This window comes from Inquilinus sp. KBS0705, assembly GCA_005938025.2.
Lineage (GTDB): Bacteria > Bacteroidota > Bacteroidia > Sphingobacteriales > Sphingobacteriaceae > Mucilaginibacter.
Window position 1 is genome coordinate 106,168 of record VCCI02000004.1, and the last position, 22,594, is coordinate 128,761.

Here is a 22,594-nt window from a genome sequence, read left to right on the forward strand (position 1 = left end):
TTTATCCATTCTAATAAATCGGTGGTGTTGCAGCACCCCGATTTTTTTTTGGATAAAAACTAAAAAAGATATGCTATTAATGGTTGTGTCGGTGTTTTTTCATAAGGGCTCATTTAATTTTTAATTGGTTTATTGTTAAGGTATTACTGTAATTTTTTTATCTTCTACTTTAAAATTTACCTTACTTAGATGCAATATGCGCAACACCTGCGATAGCTTGGCGCTACGCGGTATTTTACCCACAAATTCATCATCGGGCACGTTGCCGGCATACGATATATCCATATCATACCAGCGCGAAAGTTGGTTCATTATCTCCTTTATACCCGATCTTTTGAAGTCGAAGTAGCCGTTTTTCCAGGCCACGGCATGGTCGGTATCTACATCAGATACCTTGATATCGCCCGCTTTATTAACTGCACCCTCCTGGCCGGGTTTTAAAATGCTTTTTGCCAAACCGTTACTTAACTGCACCGAGCCTTCTAACAAGGTGGTTTTAATGGCAGGCTCGTTGTTGTAGGCCATAATATTAAAATGCGTGCCCAATACCTTTACCTGCATATCGTTCACCTTTACGCTAAAGGGCATGGCGGCATTTTTTGCCACCTCGAAATAAGCCTCGCCGGTAAGCTCTACCACGCGCTGGCTACCTTTAAATAAGGTTGGGTATTTTAATGATGATGCCGCGTTTAACCAAACTTTGGTACCATCGGGCAAAATAACCTGGTACTGGCCGCCTATGGGCGTAGCAATGGTGTTAAAGGCAACTACATTGTTAGCATCGGTATTTTTTGAAGCTCCTATAACGTATAATAGTTGTCCGTCGTGGGTTTTATTAATACTGATATGGCCTGCCCGGGCAAGTACGCCGTTTTTGGCGGCATTAAGCTCAAGTTTTGAGCCATCGGCCAAGGTAAGTATGGCTTTATTGGTACCCGGTTCGGCATCGTGCTTTACCGGTTTGCTTAGAGCAATTAAAGGCTGATCGGGGCCCTTGTTTGAGGTGTAAAAAACAATACCTATTATTAAACCAAAGCCTATAAAAACAGCGGCTATCTTTTTTATCCAGGTAAAATCAACCACTTTTGCATTGCGCTGAACCCTATCCTGCCTGATGGCAGCCTGCAAACGCTTTAGCATTTTATCTTCCAGCTTTTGCTTTACACCAAGCAGCTTTTCGTCCCAGCCGCCATCTTGCCTAAAGCTATCGAAAAAGTTAAGCAGTTGCTGCTCCTCTTCAATTGAAGCCTGCCCTGCCAAATACTTATCAATAAGTCGTAAAAATTGCTGCTTATTCACTTTAACCTGTTTATATATAGAAGAGTAAAAAAACAGGCCTATCCCCTACTACCGGGCGAAATAAATTTAACAGGATATTAACGCAGGGTTTTTATTTGATGAAATACGCCATCAAAAGCACCACTACATGGATACTTAACGATGTGCGCAATTGCCTTAGCGCCTTGGTCAAATGATTCTCGACCGTTTTTGCCGAAATATTCATGCGCTCAGCAATTTGCTTGTGCGACAGGTGTTCTTCGCGGCTTAGCTTGTAAACCTCGCGGCATTTTTCGGGCAGTTTGTTAATTACAGAACTGATCTGGGCTATCAGCTCTTTATATTCTATAGTGCCGTATACGGCGGGTGTGTGTATACGCTCTAAAAGGTCATCGTAAATATCGGCACGCACGGAACCGGAACGAATTTGCCTGTACACCTCGTACCTGATGGCCGCGTACAGGTAGGCTTTTAACGATACGGTAATTTCAATTGCCTGGCGGTTGTTCCATAGTTTTATAAACAACTCCTGTATAATATCCTCGCATATCTGCTTATCTTTTATTACATGATAAGCCGATAAATAAAGCGGTTGCCAGTACTTTTTATATATGGCACACAAAGCCGATTCATCGTCCTGCTTAAGGCGATCGAGCAATTGAATATCATATAATAGTATCTCGCACATATTTTATCTAAGCTAAAAATATGCATTGATATTTTTGCATATCATACTACAAAAAGTTGTGTAACATGTTTATATACATTTGATTTCGGGGCTTTAAACACTGTTTATTTAATATATTTAGCTTTAAAATACATCTTTTCCCTCAATTACAGATTTTCTCCAGTATTAACATTTACTTTTAAATAAAATAATCATCCGTAGGCGTTTACAAAGGTTTTGCAACATATAAATGAAATATTTAGCCGGCTTATTCATTTTATTTTTCGCTACAACTCATTGCTTTGCCCAAACAAAAACCCTGGACGACTACCTGCAACAGGCGGTTAAAAATAGCCCCTTATTAAAAGACCTTAATAACCAAATACTATCGGCACAAATAGATAGTGTACGTATTAAGGCCGGCTTTAAGCCACAGGTTACAGCCAGCAGCACGGGCTTGTATGCCCCGGTGATAAAGGGTTACGGCTATTCGTCGGCTATTACCAACGGGCAATCGCTTAGCGGCTTAGTTACGGTTAGCAAATCGTTTATTGGTAAAGACTACCTTAACGCACAATTTGCCGGCCTGGGCTTGCAGCAAGATTCGTTACGAAACAGCATTAAACTAAGCGAGCAGGACCTGAGGCGTACCATTATTGGCCAGTATATTGCCGCTTATGGCAGCCTGCAACAGCAAAAATTTAACCAGGAAATTGTGAACCTGCTTAGCAGCGAGGAGGACCTTTTAAAACGGCTAACCCGCAGCAATGTATACCGCCAAAGCGACTACCTAACCTTTTTGGTTACCCTTAAACAAGCGCAACTACAGCTGCTGCAAACCAAACTACAGTATAAAACCGATTATGCTACGCTTAATTATCTATCCGGCATAGCCGATACCACTATAGCAGAACTTACTAAACCCGAACTGCAAAGAAACATAAGCTACGACCGCAACAACAGTATATTTTTTAAACAGTACCAACTGGATAGTTTAAGACTACTGAACAGTCGTAAACTGATAGATTACAGCTACCGCCCGCGGGCCAGCCTGTTTGCCGATGGTGGTTACAACTCGGACCTGACGAGCCAGTACTATAAAAACTTTGGCACCAGCGTGGGCTTTAGCGTTAGCATGCCTATTTACGATGGCGGCCAGCGTAAGTTGCTTTACAAAAAGCTATCGCTTGAGCAGGAATCGCAGCGCACCTACCGGGCCTTTGCTAATAATCAGTATACCCAGCAAATTAACCAGCTAAACCAACAGATAAACGAGTACGATAAGCTGATAGCCGAAATAAACGATCAGTTTAAATACTCCGAAAGCCTGATAAAGGTAGATACCAAGCTGCTGCAAACCGGCGACCTTAAAATGGCCGACCTGATACTGGCTGTTAATAACTACCTCAGCATAAAAAACTTGTTAACGCAAAACGTTATCAGCAGGCTACAACTTATTAACCAACTTAATTACTGGAGCAAATAATTATGAAGCAATCCTATTTTAAGCCATTACATATTTTATTTGCATGCCTGGCAGTAGCGGTAACCGCATCGTGCGGCGGTAATGCAGCAAGTGATGAGGATGCGGAGGTAAATGCGCAAACACCCGTAACCATTACCACCGTTAGCAATAGTGCCCTGGCCGATACTATCGAACTGAATGCCACTTCATCGTTCCTGCAAAAAAACTTTGTTAAGGCCAATGCCATTGGTTATATACAAAAGGTAAATGTGCAGCCCGGCCATTATGTAGAAAAAGGGCAGTTAATGTTTACCATAAAAACCAAAGAGGCGCAAACCATTGGCAATACTATTAATGTATTAGATACCACTTTTAAATTTTCGGGCATAAACAATATACGGGCATCGCGCAGCGGCTTTGTAACGCAACTGGCACACCAGGCAGGCGATTATGTGCAGGATGGCGAACAATTGGCCACCATCAGCGACCGCGAAAGCTTCGCCTTTGTTTTACAGTTACCCTACGAATTAAGAGGCGTTATAGCCAACAACCAAAACCTTGTACTTACCCTGCCCGATGGCGAAAGGTTAAATGGCCATATTGCATCGGTAATGCCATCGGTAGATACTTTGTCGCAAACGCAGGGCATCGTAATAAAAGTAAACAGCAGCCATCCCATTCCCGAAAACCTGGTGGCTAAGGCGCTGCTCATTAAAACCGCTAAAAGCAGTGCGCCATCGTTACCAAAATCGGCCGTGTTAGCTAACGAAACCCAGAACGAGTTTTGGGTGATGAAACTGATAAACGATACCACCGCCGTAAAGCTGCCGGTTAAAAAGGGAATAGAATCGGGCGGAAGAGTGGAGATACTTTCGCCGCAACTGGGCGCTACCGACCGTATTGCGGTAAGCGGTAATTATGGTTTGGCAGATACCGCCCGGGTTAAAATTGTGAAATAATGGATAAGCTGAATAACTTTTTCATCACCCATAAAAAGCCTATCAGCTTAATGCTGTTTATTATTTTATTAGGCGGCGGCTTTGCTTATTCACGGCTGCAAACATCATTATTCCCCGAGATCACCTTCCCTAAAATAAAGGTAATTGCCGATGCGGGCCTGCAGCCGGTAAACAAAATGATGGTAACGGTTACCAAGCCGTTAGAGAACGCTATAAAACAAGTGCCCGACCTGCATTATGTGCGCAGCACTACCAGCCGTGGCAGTTGCGAAATATCAGCCTATATGAATTGGGATGCCGATATTGACCTTAGCCAGCAACGCATCGAATCACGCATAGCGCAAATAAAAAACGACCTGCCGCCCGAAGTGAGTGTTACTGTAGAGAAGATGAACCCATCTATACTACCGGTAAGTGGCTACACACTGGAGAGCCACAACCTATCGCCCATTGAATTAAAGCAGCTGGCAACTTATACCGTAAAACCATTTTTGTCGCAGGTTGATGGGGTATCGGAGATACGGGTTATAGGTGGTAAAACAAAAGAGTACTGGCTGGTGCTTAACCGCCAAAAAATGAGCTCGCTTGGCTTAACGCCGGATATGATAAGCAACGCGCTTACACAAACGGCGTTCATCAAATCGGAGGGATACCTGTCTGATTATAAAATGCTGTACCTAACCGTAACTGATGCAAGTGTTAACACCAGCCAGCAACTGCAAAACCTGGTAATAAGCAACGACCGCAAACGGGTTATACAGCTAAAAGATGTAGCCGAAATACAAATAAACCCCGGCATTGAGTATACCAAGATAAACGCGAACGGCCACGAGGGCGTGCTGATAGCGGTTATTAAACAACCAAACTCCAACCTGGTCGATCTGTCATCGGCCATGGCCGATAAGGTTGCCGCACTGCAAAAAGTATTGCCAAAAGGCGTAACCATAAAGCCTTACTACATACAGGCCGATTTTGTGAACGAGTCGGTTAAAAGCGTGAGTGATAGTTTATGGATAGGTTTGGCGCTGGCCATTATTGTGGCTATTATTTTTTTACGATCTGTTAAGGCAAGCGCTACCATATTAATAACCATACCGGTAACCCTATGCCTAACACTTATTGTGCTTTACGCTATAGGCTACACGCTTAATATCATGACGCTTGGCGCCATAGCAGCCGCCATAGGTTTAATAATAGATGATGCCATTGTAGTGGTTGAGCAAATACACCGCACCCACGAAGAGCACCCCGAAGAGCCGACATTAGCCCTGTTACAAAGGGCTATAGATTACCTTTTCCCGGCAATGGTGGGCTCATCTGTGAGTACCATTGTCATATTTATTCCCTTTTTGTTAATGACAGGTGTAGCAGGAGCCTATTTTAAAGTGATGACCAATACCATGATCATTACGCTGGTATGTTCGTTTTTTGTGACCTGGATAGGCTTACCTGTAATTTATTTGCTGCTTACCAAAAACAAAGCAGGGAACAGTCTTAAAGCTAAAGAAGAAGCGCATGGCGTTAAACGGCAGCGCTGGGTATCCTTTTTTATTTTACGGCCTTTTGTGAGCATCATTGTTATACTGCTTTTAGTTGCGGTAATCGTATTTATACCCTCAAAACTGGAAACCGGCTTTTTACCCGATATGGATGAGGGCAGCATTGTATTAGATTATAACTCGCCGCCGGGCACTTCGTTAGAAGAAACCGACCGTATGCTGCGGCAAATAGAAACTATTATTCTAAAAGAGCCCGAGGTACAAGCCTACTCGCGACGTACGGGCACCGAAATGGGCTTTTTTATTACCGAACCTAATAAGGGCGACTATTTGATACAACTTAAAAAAGGCCACGATAAAAGTACCGAAGAAGTGATAAGCGATCTGCGGCAAAAAATTGAGGCATCGCAACCGGCATTAAGGGTTGATTTTGGGCAGGTGATAGGTGATATGCTTGGCGACCTGATGACCTCTACCCAACCTATCGAAATTAAGGTTTTTGGCGACGATCAGGCTAAACTGCAACAATTATCTAAACAGGTTGCCGCTATAGTAACTGATATAAAGGGTACTGCCGATGTTTTTGACGGTATAGTAATAGCCGGCCCATCGGTAAACATTATACCCGATTATGCAAAGCTGGCGCAGTATGACCTGAATCCGTCGGCCTTGCAATTGCAGGTACAATCGGCATTAGAGGGGAATGTAATAGGTAACCTATTTGAAAAGGAACAACAATCGGCCATACGTATGGTTTACCCTGGCAACCGCCAGTTGGATGTAGCAGGCATAAAAGGTTTAAACCTGTTTTTACCCAATGGCAGGTTAATACCCATTACCCAATTGGCCAAAGTAGAACTGCACACCGGCGATGCCGAGATTGAGCGCGAGAATTTACAGGCAATGGGCGTTATCAGCGCCCGTTTAGAAAACAGCGACCTGGGTACAGTGATACCGGCCATACAAAAAGGTATAGCCGAGAAAATAAACCTGCCACCGGGTTACCATGTAGAGTATGGTGGTGCGTATGCCGAGCAGCAGCAATCGTTTAAAGAATTGTTAATGATATTGGTTACTGCAAGCTTGTTGGTTTTTGGGGTAATATTGTTCTTGTTTAAACAATTCAGGATAGCATTGCTGATACTGGTAGTAGCTGTATTGGGGATTGGCGGTAGTTTACTGGCTTTATTTTTGACCCATACGCCGCTAAACGTAGGCAGCTATACCGGGTTAATAATGATTGTAGGCATTATTGGCGAGAATGCCATATTTACCTTTTGGCAGTTTAGAGAAAGCGCGAGGGAAAGCAGTGTTGACGATGCGATAGTTTACTCGATATCGACCAGGTTAAGACCGAAGTTGATGACCGCCTTAGGCGCCATTATAGCGCTAATGCCATTGGCATTAGGCATAGGGGCCGGTGCGCAATTACACCAGCCCTTAGCTATTGCTGTAATTGGTGGCTTTTTAGCAGCACTGCCGTTGTTATTAATAGTGCTACCCAGCATGATGCGTGTATTTTACCGCAACCACCAGTTTGATAAAAAGTAATTAAACGGATCAAAACTCCATGGCAAACTGCATACCTAATACTCCGTTGTTATAGGAAGGCAAGAGTAAAGAGCTGCTGCTGCGTTGTTTCTTCAATTCAACAGGTACGTCTTTATTTTTTTCTTTATCGCGGTCGCCTTTAAAAAAGGTGTTACGTATATAGGGATATAGTAAGTAGGCACCCTTGGTAGCCAAAATACCAAAGCCTGCCCCGGCTATTACATCACTAAACCAGTGGTCGCGGTTATAAATACGCAAAACGCCTGTAGCCGTTGCAAAGCCGTACCCTACAGCGCTATATCCTATTGATTTACCGCCCAACTCCTGCGCCATAAATTCGGCACCGGCAAAGGCATTGGCGGTATGGCCTGAAGGGAACGAATAATAATTTGATCCGTCGGGGCGTAACCGGTGGGTAGCTTTTTTAAGTATAAAAGTTGTTGCCCCCATCATACCCTCGGCCATCAGGTAAATAAACGTACGATCTACAAAGGTATTTTTACCGTGTACCCCAACCAGGTTTAGCCCATAAACCAAAGCTGCGGGCGTGTACTGAAAATAGTTTTCGGGATGGTGCTTAAAGTTAGGATGATCCTCATTTACGTCATTATAAATACTTACATCCAATCGCCTTACCGCAGGTATAAAAAAGTTACTTGCCCCATAAGCTACCAACACAGCCGGCGGCACCATGGCCCACGCCTTTGTATGCAGGTGTTTAACGGTATCGGGCACCGTTAACAAGTCCTTTTTTAGCGTATCAATAACACTTACTTTCTTGGTAGTATCGGTGGTAACTTGCTGTGCGTTGGCCTTAAAAGCTAAAAGGCATAATATAATAACAACTACTTTTTTCAAACTAAGGGGTATAAATTAACAGTCCTATTTTCCTAATTCTATTACATGAAAAGTACCCGGTACCACTTTAGGCCACGGGTGCGCATTATCTGCAGTTGGTGCAACGGCCTGTGTTTGGGCTGTTGGTAAAAACAAATGATGAGTAAGCTCATCAATACCAATGGTGCGTGCGCCCTTTTCTGTAGCAATGTTTTCTACAAATATAAATTTATTGGCGCTAACTTCTTTTATTACAGATACGTTGCCATCACCGTTTGATGAATACGCCAGTTTTAAAGCCGGGTCAAAGGCCACGCCATCGCAATCGCCAATGGCAAACTTTGCCAGGTTTTTACCATTTGTGGCATCCATAACTACCATGGTTTGGTTACCACCGCAGCCAATAAATAAACGATTGGTCGCCCTGTCTATTGCCAAACCCGAAGGTTCGTCGCCATTAAGTATCTTGTAACGGTTTAAAACCTTATATGTTTTAGCATCAATTACAACTACCTCGTTGGTAGTTTCGGCGTTTACAAATATTTTGCCTTTACCATCAGATACACCTGTCTCGGGCTTGGCTCCCAGCGGAATGGTAGCCACTAGCTTATCGGTAGCCGGGTCTATTACGCTGGCATCCTTACTGCGTCCGTTAAATGTGTATACCTTTTTCGAAAAATCATCATAAAATATAGCATCCGGATTGGTGCCTACCGGTATCCTGGTTATTTCGGCATTGGTTTTCAGGTTAAAAACCAAGCATGTGTTATCGCGGCCATTGCTTACGTAACCTTTACCCAAACCCTTTACCAATGCTATGCCATGCACCCCATTGGTGTTTGGAATAATGCCTATCGAGTCGCCGGTAACTGTGCTTAGAATATTAACCTGCGTACCATGCGATACATAAATCTTTTTTTCCGCGGCATCAACGGTTACATAATCCCAACCGCCTTCGCCTTTAATAGCATGTTTTTTTATAATATGCAAACCCGTGCCTTTTTGCGCAAAAGCGTTGGCACAACAAAGCGTAACCATGCAAAGCAACAATCCCTTTAAAATTTTAATGTGTTTCATACCTGCTATTTAATTTAATGCTATATAAAAATCTATTCTGTTTAAAATCTGAAGTTGGCGTCATCAAAAGCTGATCTCAAAAACGTGCACCTTAGCCATGTATTTGTACACAATATCCCAGTTGTAAACCGAGCAGATATTTTTTACAATGGTTAAGCCTAAACCGGTGCCTTCAGATTTACTGCTTTTTTGAAACCTGTCAAATACGGTATCACCATTTAGGGGCGTATCAGCGCCTGTATTTTCAAAAATAAGCTTATCGGCACTTAAGCTAACGTTTATTGTGCCGTTAGCATTATTGTGCCTTATAGCGTTACTAAAAAGGTTATTCAGTAAAATGTCTATCAGGTATTTACTGGCGGTTACCTCCTTCTCGCCCAGTGTTTGTTCCAACCGGATGTTTTTATCGTGCATTAACTCCTGAAACTGCCTCGACTTTTCGGTTACCATGCTTTTAACATCAATTTGCTCGGTATTGTCTATAAGGTTATTCTCAATTTTAACCAGCAACAAAAGCGATTGGTTAAGCCGCGACAGTTTACCCGCCGCGCCATATATATCGTGTATCTGGTCAAATTGCTCAGGTTTTAAGGTTTCGTCCTGTATAAGGGTATCCAGTTTTGAGGTGATCACCGCCAGCGGGGTAAGCATCTCATGCGAGGCATTTTCGGTAAATTGCTTCAGGTTTTGAAAATCGCTTTTTACCCGCGACGACATCACCGCGATGGCGCTATCCAGTTCATTAAATTCGTCAACATTGTTATCGGCCAGCTTAAACCCGCTGGGTTCTGATACATTAAAAGCTTTTAAATGGCCAATAAGGCCATAAAATGGTTGCCATATATCGTTTAGCAAATACCGGTTGGCTAAAAACAATACGGTTAACAAAACTATGGTTAGCACCAGGGTTATTATGGCAATAACTTGTATCATGTATTCAGTACTTTCTCTTGATATGGTGATGATACACTTATAGTTTTGCCCTTTAAAGTTAATCTGCCTTTCTACAGCCCTGCCGTCACTTTTTGTTTTTAACTTTTTGTCGCAATACACCGTATCAAAAAACCGGGTGTTTATTTTTGTATTACTTGTTTTTATAAATACGGTCTCGTTCTCATCAAAATCAGCCGGCCGGGGTAGTTGCTGATGCTGGTCAATGTATTCTATAACCTCAGCTACCTCTTTAGACAGGTCGCGGTCCAGTTGGTCGCGGGCTATACTGTTTATGGCAAAAAAGTAAATAATGCCCCCTATAAGCAATACCGAAATAGTACCCACAATACTCACCTTATTGTAATAGGCGGACAGCTTCATTCTTTAGGCGCTGAATTTATAACCTATCCCATATATCGATCGCAGGTAATCGTTCGCCGATGCATCCATCATCTTTTTACGCAGGTTTTTAATGTGGGTATATAAAAAGTCGAAGTTATCGTGCATATCCATTTCATCTCCCCATAGGTGCTCGGCAATGGCGTTTTTTGATATTACCTTGCCCTTGTTTGCAATAAAATAAAGCAGCATATCAAACTCTTTACGGGTTAAAAACACAGGCGTGCCGTTAATTTCGACCGTGCGGCCCTGCAAGTTTATAGCAATTTCGTTAAAAATTATGGTATTGTTGCCATTGGCGGCTTTACGTCTAAAAATTGCTACTACACGGGCCTTAAGCTCCGCCAGGTGAAAAGGCTTCACCAAATAATCATCAGCACCAATGTTAAGGCCCTTTATGCGGTCATCTAACGAGTTACGGGCCGATATAATGATAACCGCCTCGTTCTTCATTTTAGATTTTAAGTAATCTAAAACCGCAAATCCTTCGCCATCGGGCAAGCCGATATCCAGCAAAACACAATCGTAATCGTAGCAAGCCAGTTTATGCATGGCACCTGCAAGGTCGTGTGCGCTTTCGCAAACATTACCATCTTCGCTTAGGTAGCTTGTAATATTCTCTCGCAGGCCCTGTTCATCTTCTACTATTAGTATTTTCAAAGGTTGTTTTTATCAAATATAATTATTGATGTTGAAGAAATTCTGAAGCACAACTTACTTCAGTTTTAACTCAATTTTATTATTTATTTTTATTTTGACATAATCCGTATAACTCATACGGCATAACATAATTAATAAACAACTGTATTACATCAGTATAATTTATAAAACATGGCAACTATTGAACCTACCCGTAGAGATGTACAACACCCCACACAAATAAAAAGGTATTCGGCATCGTTACGTTTTTGGCATTGGGTAAATTTCATTGTGATAAGCGGCTCGTTAATTACGGTACTCATCAATTCAACCATAACAGATGACCGCGCAACATCGGGCCTGTTAAAAACCGAGCTGCAAAAATCGGGCGCTACCGTAACTGATGAGCAGACACGGGGAGCCGCGCATGCCTTAAGCGATAGCGTTTGGGCCGTGCATATTTATTTTGGCTATGTATTAGCAGGGTTACTGGTGTTTAGGTTACTATTGGAGTTTTTTCAGCTGGCCGACCAAAGGTTTATCCGCAAAATGAAGAGCGCCTACAAGCAGTTTAACACTATTAAAAAACGCGAAGTTGCCCGCCACGAATTGACCGTAAAAGCCATATACGCTGTTTTTTACCTGCTGCTTATTGTAATGGCAGTAACCGGTTTGTTCCTGGCTTTTGAAGATGCTATGGAACCGTATAAAGCCATCAGGCATTCGGTTAAAGAAGTGCATGGCTTTTGCATGTATCTTATTATTGCCTTTATAGTAGTGCATTTAGCTGGTGTGTACCTGGCCGAGCGCAAGGATGGTAAAGGTATTGTATCTGACATGATAAACGGCGGCGCAGAAAACAATTAATTATTATGCTTAAAATTTTATTCGCTGCTTTAATTATCGTTTTTGTATCTGACCATGCAAAGGCGCAAGACAACTACGAGATACAGGTATATGGCTCGGAAACTATAGAAAAGGGCCGCACTATGCTGGAATTGCATAGCAACTATACCGCCAGTGGGTTTAAAACAGGCAGCAACGGTGAGTTGCCCGATAACCATGTATTCCACGAAACTATTGAGATAACCCACGGCTGGACCACCTGGTTCGAAACCGGATTTTATATTTTTAATTCGTTGGGTAGTGGTGGCCGCTCGGCTTATGTGGGCTCGCACATACGGCCACGGGTTATGGCTCCCTTAAGCTGGCACCTTCCTGTGGGACTAAGCCTTTCTACCGAATTTGGCTTTCAAAAAAGGGCATACTCGGCCAATACCAGTAGTTTAGAGATACGACCCATCATAGACAAAAAGTGGAACAAATTGTACATATCGGTAAACCCAACATTAGAAAAAAGCTTTAACGGGCCCGATAAAAATTTGGGGTTGATTTTTTCGCCAAATGTTAAGGGTAGCTACGATGTAAGCAAGGTGGTAGCACTGGGGCTTGAATACTATGGCAGTACCGGGCCCTTTTTCCATTACGATGCATTTCAGCAGCAACAACAACAGCTTTTTGCGGCAACCGACCTAAATGTGAGCCCCAACATTGAGCTAAACGGGGGGATAGGTTATGGTTTTACTAAAGGCACCGATAAAGCCATATTTAAAATAATATTAGGCCGCAGGTTTTAACACAAACACTATATATTTTTTGTAAACAAAACAATATTAGCTTTTTATGCTTCATGTATTACACTAACAAAAAACATATCATGAAGAAACTACTTTTTGCAGCAGCTATACTACTTAGCTGTTTTGCTTTTAAAGCCGCTAATGCGCAAATAAGCGTAAACCTTGGTGTAAACATTGGCAGCCAGCCTGCCTGGGGCCCTGTTGGCTACGACCGTGCCGACTATTATTATATGCCCGATATTGATACTTATTATTCGGTGCCTACACACCAATATGTTTATTACGAAAACAACACCTGGGTACGCCGTACAACCTTACCTGTACGCTACCGCAATTATAATGTATATGACGGCTATAAAGTAGTTATAAACGAAAGAAGGCCCTGGCTTAGAAACGATGTATACCGTGTAAAGTATGCAGGCTATAAAGGAAAAAAGGGACAAACTATTATACGCGATAGCCGCGACGAAAAGTACCGCGAACATTGGGATAACGGCAAACACAAGGGCTGGGCTAAACAAGGCGATAGAGGCAACGGTGGCGGCCATGGTAAAGGCCACGGCAAACATTAATATTATTATTTAATTCAACAAAAAAGCGGGTTGCCTTATGGGCAGCCCGCTTTTTTGTTTACTATTTAAATTTTAAAGCCAGGGTTACAATGTTAGAATTTAAACCAGTTGAGCGCATATAGTGTCCGGCCCTGAGTTCGAGCGAGGTAAAATGCGCTGAGCCAAACACCCCATTAGGCGGCGATAAGCGGATGTTTGCACCCACAAAATTACTGTGCAGGCTCGACAGGTCATAGTCGCTGGTGTAAAATTGCGCGTTAGGGTCGTGTTGGCCGTAGGGGGCAAAGTAACGGGTGCCCACCTGGGTATTATACCTGTAAAACGGACTTACCGATACAAACGAGGTTAGCTTTACCGGTATTTCCAGTTCGGCCGTATGTGCCCTTATGCCCCAGTTATCCATATAATAGCGGTAAAAGGCGCGTATAATGAAGTGGTCGTCCAGAAAGTAGTTTAGCCTTAAACCAATAGGCAGCTTGTACCTGTTATCGGGCAGGTTTTCTACCCTTTCAGATCCATCTGTAAAATAATCGCGCTGGTATTTGGTAGCCAGTAAGCCATGCTGGTACGATGGTTCTACTATTATAGCCGCCTGCAACCTGCTGGTTAATACCTGCGAAAGCGAGAATGATGTACTGTACGAGTTACGCGGCTTAGAATCAACCGGGCGGTTATCTTCTTTATCCGAACCCGAGCCATAACCCGGCGGCCTAAGCTCTACGGGCAATATTACTTTCCACTTGTCTAAAAACACGTTCGCCTTAAAGTCAAATTGTGTGTTCTTGTTTTTTGATAACCTGGTAAAATTTAACCCCGCACCTACTGATTGATAATCAAACTCGTGCGAGTATGATGCCGTTAGGCCAAAGGCATTGCCTGTTTTATCGTTAGATACCGTCCAGTTTAACGATGGGTATACGCGAGTATCCTGCATTGATGCCGAAGAAACGCTGTAAGGGTCAATTTTATCAGACGAAGCTGATGTGTAATGATCTACCCCTAACTCAAACAAAAAAGTATGCTTTTTACCGCTTTTGCCATATTTTGATAACTGCAGATCGAAGGTATTGGCAAAGTCGGTCAGTTTCTCGGTTCCTATACCGCCTGTAACCGCCGAGTTATTACCATTCTGATGATAGTAGGCCGATACAAAATTCACCTCGTCTATTTTAAGCTTACGCGCTTCGTAATTTGTCGAATCTTTAACAGGCTTTGGGGTAGTTTGCGCATGCGAGGCCAAAATGCCCATATACATGGCAATAACACCTAAATATATTTTTCTCATTTAAAATCGCTTAAATATTAATTACAACCACAACCACCGCCGCTTTTGCCGCCATTAGCACCCGAACCACCTTCGCGGTAAAGCTGAAAGCTTTGTTCAAATTTTTGCGATTTACGCGCGGTCAGATCCATTTCGGTATCATTTAGCCTGTTTTTTTGGTAGGGTTTTACCGCCACGCACGATGCCATACTGCCAAGTATGCAAAGGCACGCCACAGTTAGAATTTTAAGGGGCATTTTATTCATCTGTATGGGTTATTTAATATTTATATTTTTTGAAGTATAAAGGCAACTGTTATCGGCAATTATTACACAAGCGGTTTGTTGCAATTGGTTAATAAGGTTTAAACCAACGTTAACACCCATTACAGTTACAGGGGTTGCCATGGCATCGGCAAACTCGGCACTGGGGCTAATAATGCTTACGCTTTTTATACCGCTTACCGGCAACCCGGTTTTAGGGTCGATAGTGTGCGAATATTTTTTACCGTTTATAACAGCGTACTTGGCATAATTACCAGATGTGGCAATGGCCATATTACTAATGTTCAGGGTCGAAAATGGCGTAACCTCCTGGTCGGGGTCGGCAATGGCTATTGTCCAGGGTTTGCCATTGGGCTGGGTCCCCCAGGTAATAAGGTCGCCGGCCGCGTTTACAATGCCGCTTTCAACACCATTACTTTGTAGCACCGCTTTGGCCTTATCGGCGGCGTAACCTTTGCCAATACCGCCAAAGCCTATACGCATTCCTTTTTCTTTTAAAAAAACGGTGGTATTTTCGGCATCCAGCAACACATTTTTATAGTTGATCAACCTTACCGATTCGCGCGCGGTTTTCGCATCGGGCAGGGCGGTCATGTTTACATCAAAGTTCCACAGGCTTTTATCAATAGAACCGTAGGTAATATCAAAAGCACCCTGTGTTAGGTCGGATATTTTTAAAGAGCGTGCTATCAGGTCAAAAACCTCTTTATCAACCTTTACCGGGGCTATGCCGGCATTGGCGTTTATTTGGTTGGTTTGGCTATCATCGCTAAAAGTGGTAAGCAGCTTTTCTATGCGGCTAATTTCTTCAATAGCCATATCAATGCGCCTGTTGGCCCATTCGGCATTGCTGCTTACTACGCTTATTTCAAAGCGGTTGCCCATTAATTTAAGCACCCGCTTATGAACAGTTAGCTCGCTTTTTATAGCTTTAGTTACCGGCATTAACGGTTTTATTTATTTGTTCAACAAACGCGTCTGCAGACTCATTAGGGAAACCATCCCAATCTTTTATCACTTTACCATTCTCATCAACCAATAAGGTGTATGGGAACTTTCCATCGGGGTTGTATTTATCGGCCAGGGCCTCGTTACGTTTTACCTGCTCTTTACTTAACTGGTTTTTCTTTTGGCGCGGAAAATCGGCACGTACCAGTACCAGGTGCGATGTGGCATAACTTTCAAACTTAGCCGATTCTAATATCTCTTTACGCAAGCGTATACATGGCCCGCACCAATCAGAGCCCGAAAAATTAATGATCATATATTTATGCGCTTTTTGAGCCTCTTTTTGCGCGGCGTCAAAATCGCCCGACCAGGTAACCGGCGTAGCCATAAATGCCAGTAATATAATTGCTAATATTTGTTTCATGTGCTTATGTTTTTATGAATACACCCTTAATGATGTACCTGTTAATGTTGTTTTATATACCGTTAACGACCGGTTAGTCGGTCCACCGGTAACAACTCCCTTTTCGTTAAACGTGGCACCATGGTTATTGCAGTAAAAGCGCTGGTTTCCCGGCTCGTAAGCAAGCGGGTAATTTTGATGTGTACACGATTGCTGAACCGCTATATAAGCCCCCGCGTTGGTGCGTGCTACTATTATACTATTTGAAACTACATGCCCGCCATTGCTTAATAACGACGCGTTTGCCCCCGCGCTTAGGTCAAGGGTAAAATCAACTCCTGTTGCGCCATTAACACCCGATGATGCACCGCTATCGCTGCTTTTGCTGCAACCTGCACAACTTAATGCTGCAAAAGCTACCGCGCTAATGCCAACTGCCGAAAGAAACTCTTTTCTATCCATGATATTCAACTTTAAGTGCTTTAATAATATGGCTTTGAATTTCTGACGACACTTTAAAGCCCCAATAACGTATATACGATATATTAATTGTATAGATGTTTAAACAGCACAACTTTCTGAGCCTTAGTATCAATATTACTGTTCAAATCTGTAGTTAACATGAAATCAACGCCGTTTAACGATTTTTAACAATCTGATAATACATTGCAACCGCGAATTAACAAAGCTGTGGCATATAAATATTAGCAAATGGTATATTTACCTTTCATATAAGCCATACCTATGTTTGCTAAAAAACCCATCGCTTTTTTAACCTACCTGTTAATTGCTATTACACCTGCTGTATCTAAAGAGATCATCATTAGCAACCCCAAAATAAGCATGGTATTAAGTTATAGCGAGGGGGTTAGTATCCAATCGCTGGTTATTAATGGGCAAAAAGTTATCAATAGTACCGATGGCATATATACGGCTATACAATTAGGGGGTTTTACTTATTCTTCGCTACAGGCAAAACAAAGCCCGGTGGTTTTAAAAAGCGGCAACGTTATTAAATTGAGCGGCATACATTACGGCCCTGTAACCGAAAACTGGTTATTCACCATCAGCAATAATGCCATTAAGTGGACCATTGAAAGAAGCATTGGCAAGGCCACGCTAACCAGCCAAAGTGCCACCCCTGTATTTAATTTCGACAGTATCAATACCTGGGAGGGTGCCTACCAGGGCTATGGCGGCCTGGCGTGGTTTTACCTGTTTAACGAAAAGCTTTGCACCTACGGCGTACACACCCGCTCATCGGATTTTTGGAACAGCAAAACGGGCAATGGCCTAAATATTTCCGTAGCTGCCGGAGGCAAAAACGTAGCCATGAAATACAGCCGCACCAACGACGATAAACTGGCTTACACCATCAGCGTGAGCAATAAAGAGTTAATACCCAAACAGGATAGCGGCACCAACCGCAGGCGTTTTATACGCGGCGGAACAGATGTATGGGCACCGTTTACCAGCCCCGCAGGTACAACCAGCCAAACCATAACACTCAGTTATTTTGATTTTGACCAAAAGTATGGCCGCGGCACATTTAAGGCTATTGATGGTAATAAAGTAGGCGCGGTGTTAAACACCATTGCGCGCATTGGGGTGATAGATTCGTTACATTTTGGCGGTAACAGCTGGCATACCCCGTATGGCCCAATTTGCCTGCACGAGCAATATATAGCACAAATTGGCTTAGCCGTAAACGACCTTAAATATTTAACCGGCTACGCCAGTACCCTTAACTATTACCGCGACCACGCCATAAAACCCGATGGCCGCGTATACCCACGCTGGGCCTACACCAACGAAGACGCTGCACCGGGCCAATATAACAAGTACGGATTTTACGAGGCCCAATGGGGTGTTTTAATGGATTCGAACCCCGACTTTGTAGCCAACATTGCCGACCTGTATGACATGACAGGCGATAAGACATGGGTAAAAAGCCATCAGCTATCGTGCGAAAAAGCCCTGGAGTGGATATTAAAACGCGACAGTAACGGCAACGGCCTGGTTGAAATGACCAACAGCAACACCGCCGAGAAAAAAAGCAGCGACTGGATAGATATTATATGGGCATCGTACGAAAATGCCTTTGTAAACGCCAAGCTATACCACGCCCTTATTAAATGGGCCGATATTGAGCAGCAATTGGGCAATACGCCAAAGGCTAAATACTATACCGCCTTTGCAGCCAAACTAAAGGACAACTTTAACAAAAGCACAAAAGATGGCGGCTTTTGGGATGATGAAAAGGGTTATTACGATTATTGGCGCGATAAGGACCAAACTATGCATGGCCGTAACCTGGTTACCCCGGTAAACTTTATGGCCATTGCCTACGGCATTTGCGATAACGACACGCGCCGCAATACTATATTGGATAACGTAGAAGCAGTGATGAAAAAAGAAAACCTTTTCTTTTGGCCCCTGTCTATGTTCCCCTATGAAACCAACGAAGGCAAGGAATACCAGTTCCCCTACCCTATATATGAAAACGGCGACCTGTTTTTATCATGGGGATCGGTAGCGGTAAAGGCATATGCAGCGTATAACCCCGGCCTTGCCTTAAAATATGTAAAGAATGTATTAGAACAATATAGTAAAGACGGGCTTGCCTATCAGCGATACGGCCGTGTAAAGCAGGATGGCCTGGGCGATGATATACTATCGGGCAATAGCCTGGCCATTGTCGGTTTATACCAGGCTATTTATGGCGTAAACCCGCTATACAACCGCTTTTATCTGGAGCCACATATAACACCCGACCTTGCAGGCACCGCGCTTAAATACAAATACAGAGGAAAGCAATTGCTGATCAATCTTGATAAAGACAGTTACTCGGTAACGCAGGGCAGCTATAAAGTTTGCGCTAACCAACCTTTTGGCTTTAACACCGCAAAAAGCAGCCTGTTGTATTTTAACAAAGCTAACGCTAAAGTTGCTTTGCAGGCTACTGCGCCGGCTTTAAGCATATACATAAAAAACTGGGGTGCCGCTAAAATGGAATGGCAGCAAAGCGGCAAGAGCCCGATTGCTTACACGCTTTACCAACTACGGCCCAATACGGTTTACAATTTTGCGGTTAATGGTACAAAGGTAAAAAGCATCACAAGCAATGTTAGGGGCGAAGCGCAAATCCATTACGCCCCGAAATCAGCTAACGAAATAATATCGGTAAGTAAATAACTTAAAAAAATGTCATTTCGAACGACGAAGGAGGAGAAATCCTGTTCGAGACACAAAGTTCCCCACCTGTCAATCGAACAAGATTTCTCTCTACGGTCGAAATGACATGGTGTAAATCAGACCTTATTCTACCACTTCGTAAATGGTAACGGGCAGGGCTTTGTTTTTAAGGGTAACCTCGCCTATCCGTTCGCATTTGAACGATTCTTTGGCTTTATGGTAGGTTTCTTCGGATATGATGATCTGCCCCGCCTTTGCAGACGATTGCAGGCGCTGCGCCAGGTTTACGGCATCGCCAATTACGGTATAATCCAATCGTTTTAGTGATGCAGAGCCGATATTGCCCGATACCATTTCGCCCGAGTTGATACCTACCGCTATTTGCGGTTTGTATGATTTATCGCCTGCCGTTACTGCTTCAACGTTGTTTAACTGCGCTTTGGCTGCAAGGGCGGCATCAATCGCCCTGTCCAAATGGTAATTGCCCCTAAATACAGCCATTACTGCGTCGCCCATGAATTTATCAACATGGCCGCCCTGTGCAACAATCTCTTTTACAATCTTATCAAACAACGAGTTTATCAGGTTTACTACCGTATTAGCGGGTACGTTTTCGGTAATGGCTGTAAAGCCGCAAACATCAATAAACAACACAGTGGCATCAACTACCTCATTCTTCATCAGGCTGTTTTCAAACTCCTTGTGCGTCATAAAATTAAGCACATTCTCGTCTACATACATTTTTAGTATGTTGTTTTCTTTAATGGCCCTTATGGTTTCCTGTAGTTGTTTTACATGCTGTATGGTTTTTTCCATGGTAAGGTCCAGGTCCTCAAAATCAACCGGCTTACACACAAAATCAAAGGCACCCCTGTTCATGGCAGTGCGTATATTTTGCATATCGCCATAGGCCGATACCACCACCGCCTTAAGCATGGGGTTAGCCTCGGGCAACCGGCTTAGCAAGGTAAGGCCATCCATTACCGGCATATTAATATCACTTAATATAATATCCAGGTCGGGGTGTTCCTTTACTTTTAACAAAGCCTCTTCGCCGTTTTGCGCAAAAACAAACTCATACACGTTTTCGCGTATTTTTTTACGAAACTTTTGCTTTACCAGCAGCTCCAGATCGGCTTCATCATCTACTACTAATATTTTGGCCATTATTGTTCAATAAACGCTTTAAGTTTTTCTTTCAATAAATTAAAATCAAGGGGCTTGGTTAAAAAATCATTCGCCCCTTTTTCCATCGCCTGCCGGCGGTTCTCTTCATCGCCATAGGCGGTTATCATCATAACCACGGGTGGCGGCGGCGTATCAAAGTCTTCGCGTATGTGGCCAAGCAACTCAATACCGCTCATGCCGGGCATATTAATATCGCTTAGTATCAACACTATTTCCGACTTTTTTTGCTTTAAATAATCCAGCGCTTCCTCGCCTGATAAGGCAAAGCCAAAGTCTATTTCGTGATTGCGTATCTCTTTGCGGAAACGCTGTAAAAATAGCGGCTGTACGTCCGCCTCATCATCTACTACCAGTATCTTCATATATATGCGCTGTAAATATACTTGTTTAGTTTTTAGCCGGAATGTAAATTACAAACTCGGTGTACTCGCCCTCTTTGCTATCTATATCAATGGTGCCGTTATGCGCCTTCACTATAATATCGTAACTAAGTGATAGGCCCAAGCCAGTACCCTCGCCGGTAGGCTTTGTGGTAAAAAAGGGCTGTAATATTTTATCCTTAATTTCATCGGGGATGCCCGTGCCGTTGTCCCTAACTTTAATAACAATGCCGTTTTTACCGGGTGCTGTGCTTACCTGCACAGTAGGCTTAAAATCGGCCACACCTAATTTTTGCTTTTGCTGCACCGCATAAAAGGCGTTGTTGAACAGGTTCAGCAATACCCGCCCTACATCCTGCGGCACCACATTTACTTTGGGTATATCGGGGCCAAAACTGGTTAACAGTTCGGCATTAAAGCTTTTGTCTTTGGCGCGAAGGCCGTGGTAGGCCAGCCGTAAATACTCATCGGCAAGGGTATTAATGTCGGTCGGTTCGGTTACGTTACTGCTGGCACGGCTATGTTGCAGCATACCCTTTACAATGCCGTCGGCACGTTTGCCATGGTGCCTTATCTTATCTAAGTTTTGGCGTATGTCGCTTGCTATGGCTATGGCTTCTTGGGTATCGCCTTTAGCAAGTTCTTCTTCCATTTCGTCTATCAGCTCCATGCTTACTTCCGAAAAATTGTTTACAAAGTTTAGCGGGTTCTGAATTTCGTGCGCTATACCGGCTGTAAGCTCGCCCAGCGAGGCCAGTTTTTCGGATTGTATCAATTGCTGCTGGGTGGTTTGCAGCAGTTTTACCGCTTCCTGCAACTCATCCTTTTGGCGGGTAAGTTCGGCGGTACGCTCGGCAACAAGCTTATCCAGTATTACGTTTTGCTGGTTAATGGCCCTAAACTCCTCCTCCTGCTTTTTAGAGGTGGCCCATCGCGCAAATATCCACGAAAAGCCTACAAGGATGGCTAAGGTGAAAATCGTGTCATACTTGTCGTAAAACTTTGGTGCAATTAATTCAACCAGGCCGCTTACAAACGTAATTACCACCAGCGGATAATGCGATTCGAGATAAAAGCTTACTAATTTAAAATCTTCCTCTTTTTTAAAGTAGTACAGCAAGCCCCCTAAAAATACCGCGCTAAACAGGTAGTCGTAACCGTCGGGTATCTTCTCATCCACAATAATAAAAACAACCCAAACCAGTACACTGGCAATATTTAAAATGGTTGCCCATTTAGCCTTTAGCGGGGTGAATTTTATTACTTTAATAATGCGCCTTAATAGGAAGAACGCGGCGATGTATAAAAAAACTTGCATGCGTAAGCGAGGTATTAATTAAACATAAAAGTAATTATTTTAAGCATATTAGCCCATACATCGTCATAAAACATATAGGGTACCGCTTGTATATGTAAAAA

The 22,594-nt window shown here is 43.2% G+C and carries 21 protein-coding genes; 7 read left to right on the forward strand and 14 right to left on the reverse strand.

The genetic code is table 11. From position 1 onward, the window contains the following. Positions 1-135: 135 nt before the first annotated feature. Together FFF34_017070 and FFF34_017075 are read right to left on the reverse strand one after the other, a co-directional pair. Positions 136-1,299 carry a DUF4974 domain-containing protein gene (locus tag FFF34_017070; GenBank protein TSD63310.1) on the reverse strand — a complete coding sequence of 388 codons (1,164 nt, stop codon included), beginning with the start codon at positions 1,297-1,299 and terminating at the stop codon, positions 136-138. Between the two features lie 91 nt (positions 1,300-1,390). Further along, positions 1,391-1,966: an RNA polymerase sigma-70 factor gene (locus FFF34_017075; GenBank protein ID TSD63311.1), complete on the reverse strand. Its 576-nt coding sequence runs from the start codon at positions 1,964-1,966 to the stop codon at positions 1,391-1,393. Positions 1,967-2,195: 229 nt separating this feature from the next. Between FFF34_017075 and FFF34_017080 the strand changes: the two genes are divergently transcribed. Genes FFF34_017080 through FFF34_017090 form a run of 3 tightly spaced genes read left to right on the forward strand, consistent with a single transcriptional unit; the run spans position 2,196 to position 7,419 of the window. Beyond that, positions 2,196-3,431 (forward strand): TolC family protein, encoded by a 1,236-nt coding sequence (locus FFF34_017080; protein TSD63312.1) that lies wholly within the window; start codon positions 2,196-2,198, stop codon positions 3,429-3,431. A gap of 2 nt (positions 3,432-3,433) precedes the next feature. Beyond that, positions 3,434-4,369 (forward strand): HlyD family efflux transporter periplasmic adaptor subunit, encoded by a 936-nt coding sequence (locus tag FFF34_017085; GenBank protein TSD63313.1) that lies wholly within the window; start codon positions 3,434-3,436, stop codon positions 4,367-4,369. An 8-nt stretch (positions 4,370-4,377) separates the two neighbouring features. Further along, complete coding sequence (locus FFF34_017090) at positions 4,378-7,419, forward strand: efflux RND transporter permease subunit (GenBank protein ID TSD63522.1); 3,042 nt, start codon at positions 4,378-4,380, stop codon at positions 7,417-7,419. 9 nt (positions 7,420-7,428) lie between these two features. Here the strand turns inward: FFF34_017090 and FFF34_017095 are convergent, their stop codons facing one another. From FFF34_017095 to FFF34_017110, 4 genes are all read right to left on the reverse strand, one after another. Further along, a complete protein-coding gene (locus tag FFF34_017095; protein ID TSD63314.1) occupies positions 7,429-8,277 on the reverse strand; it encodes a phosphatase PAP2 family protein in 849 nt (282 codons plus the stop codon). A gap of 24 nt (positions 8,278-8,301) precedes the next feature. Then, positions 8,302-9,333: a YncE family protein gene (locus FFF34_017100; GenBank protein ID TSD63315.1), complete on the reverse strand. Its 1,032-nt coding sequence runs from the start codon at positions 9,331-9,333 to the stop codon at positions 8,302-8,304. Between the two features lie 63 nt (positions 9,334-9,396). Then, positions 9,397-10,647 (reverse strand): HAMP domain-containing histidine kinase, encoded by a 1,251-nt coding sequence (locus tag FFF34_017105; GenBank protein ID TSD63316.1) that lies wholly within the window; start codon positions 10,645-10,647, stop codon positions 9,397-9,399. 3 nt (positions 10,648-10,650) lie between these two features. Then, entirely contained in the window at positions 10,651-11,325 is a 675-nt protein-coding gene (locus FFF34_017110; protein TSD63317.1) for a response regulator transcription factor, read from the reverse strand. Positions 11,326-11,496: 171 nt separating this feature from the next. On the opposite strand from FFF34_017110, the gene FFF34_017115 reads away from it, so the two are divergent. The 3 genes from FFF34_017115 (at position 11,497) to FFF34_017125 (ending at position 13,513) form a co-directional block, all read left to right on the forward strand. After that, on the forward strand, positions 11,497-12,171 hold the full coding sequence (locus FFF34_017115) for a cytochrome b/b6 domain-containing protein (GenBank protein ID TSD63318.1): 675 nt from the start codon (positions 11,497-11,499) through the stop codon (positions 12,169-12,171). A 5-nt stretch (positions 12,172-12,176) separates the two neighbouring features. Continuing rightward, entirely contained in the window at positions 12,177-12,941 is a 765-nt protein-coding gene (locus FFF34_017120; GenBank protein ID TSD63319.1) for a hypothetical protein, read from the forward strand. 80 nt (positions 12,942-13,021) lie between these two features. Further along, positions 13,022-13,513, forward strand: a complete 492-nt coding sequence (locus tag FFF34_017125; GenBank protein ID TSD63320.1) for a hypothetical protein — start codon at positions 13,022-13,024, stop codon at positions 13,511-13,513. Between the two features lie 61 nt (positions 13,514-13,574). Here FFF34_017125 and FFF34_017130 read toward each other — a convergent pair whose 3' ends face one another. Genes FFF34_017130 through FFF34_017150 form a run of 5 tightly spaced genes read right to left on the reverse strand, consistent with a single transcriptional unit; the run spans position 13,575 to position 16,874 of the window. Further along, positions 13,575-14,798, reverse strand: a complete 1,224-nt coding sequence (locus FFF34_017130) for a DUF3570 domain-containing protein (GenBank protein ID TSD63321.1) — start codon at positions 14,796-14,798, stop codon at positions 13,575-13,577. Positions 14,799-14,815: 17 nt separating this feature from the next. Further along, positions 14,816-15,034: a DUF4266 domain-containing protein gene (locus FFF34_017135; protein TSD63322.1), complete on the reverse strand. Its 219-nt coding sequence runs from the start codon at positions 15,032-15,034 to the stop codon at positions 14,816-14,818. Positions 15,035-15,052: 18 nt separating this feature from the next. Continuing rightward, on the reverse strand, positions 15,053-16,006 hold the full coding sequence (locus FFF34_017140) for an FAD:protein FMN transferase (GenBank protein TSD63323.1): 954 nt from the start codon (positions 16,004-16,006) through the stop codon (positions 15,053-15,055). Continuing rightward, positions 15,993-16,433 (reverse strand): redoxin domain-containing protein, encoded by a 441-nt coding sequence (locus FFF34_017145; protein TSD63324.1) that lies wholly within the window; start codon positions 16,431-16,433, stop codon positions 15,993-15,995. Before FFF34_017145 ends, FFF34_017140 begins: the two co-directional genes overlap by 14 nt. 12 nt (positions 16,434-16,445) lie before the next feature. Next, positions 16,446-16,874: a Rieske 2Fe-2S domain-containing protein gene (locus FFF34_017150; GenBank protein TSD63325.1), complete on the reverse strand. Its 429-nt coding sequence runs from the start codon at positions 16,872-16,874 to the stop codon at positions 16,446-16,448. Between the two features lie 282 nt (positions 16,875-17,156). Here FFF34_017150 and FFF34_017155 point away from each other — a divergent pair, with 282 nt between their 5' ends. Beyond that, positions 17,157-19,607 carry a hypothetical protein gene (locus tag FFF34_017155; protein ID TSD63326.1) on the forward strand — a complete coding sequence of 817 codons (2,451 nt, stop codon included), beginning with the start codon at positions 17,157-17,159 and terminating at the stop codon, positions 19,605-19,607. A gap of 123 nt (positions 19,608-19,730) precedes the next feature. On the opposite strand, the gene FFF34_017160 is transcribed toward FFF34_017155, so the two are convergent. Genes FFF34_017160 through FFF34_017170 form a run of 3 tightly spaced genes read right to left on the reverse strand, consistent with a single transcriptional unit; the run spans position 19,731 to position 22,493 of the window. Next, positions 19,731-20,777 (reverse strand): response regulator, encoded by a 1,047-nt coding sequence (locus FFF34_017160; GenBank protein ID TSD63327.1) that lies wholly within the window; start codon positions 20,775-20,777, stop codon positions 19,731-19,733. Continuing rightward, positions 20,774-21,157 (reverse strand): response regulator, encoded by a 384-nt coding sequence (locus FFF34_017165; protein TSD63328.1) that lies wholly within the window; start codon positions 21,155-21,157, stop codon positions 20,774-20,776. The genes FFF34_017160 and FFF34_017165 overlap by 4 nt, the downstream gene beginning before the upstream one ends. Before the next feature lie 25 nt (positions 21,158-21,182). Then, entirely contained in the window at positions 21,183-22,493 is a 1,311-nt protein-coding gene (locus FFF34_017170; protein ID TSD63329.1) for a GHKL domain-containing protein, read from the reverse strand. Positions 22,494-22,594 lie beyond the last annotated feature (101 nt).

What these genes read in the sequence shown, in the direction of transcription:
- FFF34_017075 (TSD63311.1), bottom strand. Translation starts at nt 1,966, where the DNA reads ATGTGCGAGATACTATTATATGATATTCAATTGCTCGATCGCCTTAAG.
- FFF34_017080 (TSD63312.1), top strand. Translation starts at nt 2,196, where the DNA reads ATGAAATATTTAGCCGGCTTATTCATTTTATTTTTCGCTACAACTCAT.
- FFF34_017085 (TSD63313.1), top strand. Translation starts at nt 3,434, where the DNA reads ATGAAGCAATCCTATTTTAAGCCATTACATATTTTATTTGCATGCCTG.
- FFF34_017100 (TSD63315.1), bottom strand. Translation starts at nt 9,333, where the DNA reads ATGAAACACATTAAAATTTTAAAGGGATTGTTGCTTTGCATGGTTACG.
- FFF34_017105 (TSD63316.1), bottom strand. Translation starts at nt 10,647, where the DNA reads ATGAAGCTGTCCGCCTATTACAATAAGGTGAGTATTGTGGGTACTATT.
- FFF34_017115 (TSD63318.1), top strand. Translation starts at nt 11,497, where the DNA reads ATGGCAACTATTGAACCTACCCGTAGAGATGTACAACACCCCACACAA.
- FFF34_017120 (TSD63319.1), top strand. Translation starts at nt 12,177, where the DNA reads ATGCTTAAAATTTTATTCGCTGCTTTAATTATCGTTTTTGTATCTGAC.
- FFF34_017125 (TSD63320.1), top strand. Translation starts at nt 13,022, where the DNA reads ATGAAGAAACTACTTTTTGCAGCAGCTATACTACTTAGCTGTTTTGCT.
- FFF34_017130 (TSD63321.1), bottom strand. Translation starts at nt 14,798, where the DNA reads ATGAGAAAAATATATTTAGGTGTTATTGCCATGTATATGGGCATTTTG.
- FFF34_017135 (TSD63322.1), bottom strand. Translation starts at nt 15,034, where the DNA reads ATGCCCCTTAAAATTCTAACTGTGGCGTGCCTTTGCATACTTGGCAGT.
- FFF34_017140 (TSD63323.1), bottom strand. Translation starts at nt 16,006, where the DNA reads ATGCCGGTAACTAAAGCTATAAAAAGCGAGCTAACTGTTCATAAGCGG.
- FFF34_017145 (TSD63324.1), bottom strand. Translation starts at nt 16,433, where the DNA reads ATGAAACAAATATTAGCAATTATATTACTGGCATTTATGGCTACGCCG.
- FFF34_017150 (TSD63325.1), bottom strand. Translation starts at nt 16,874, where the DNA reads ATGGATAGAAAAGAGTTTCTTTCGGCAGTTGGCATTAGCGCGGTAGCT.
- FFF34_017155 (TSD63326.1), top strand. Translation starts at nt 17,157, where the DNA reads ATGTTTGCTAAAAAACCCATCGCTTTTTTAACCTACCTGTTAATTGCT.
- FFF34_017165 (TSD63328.1), bottom strand. Translation starts at nt 21,157, where the DNA reads ATGAAGATACTGGTAGTAGATGATGAGGCGGACGTACAGCCGCTATTT.
- FFF34_017170 (TSD63329.1), bottom strand. Translation starts at nt 22,493, where the DNA reads ATGCAAGTTTTTTTATACATCGCCGCGTTCTTCCTATTAAGGCGCATT.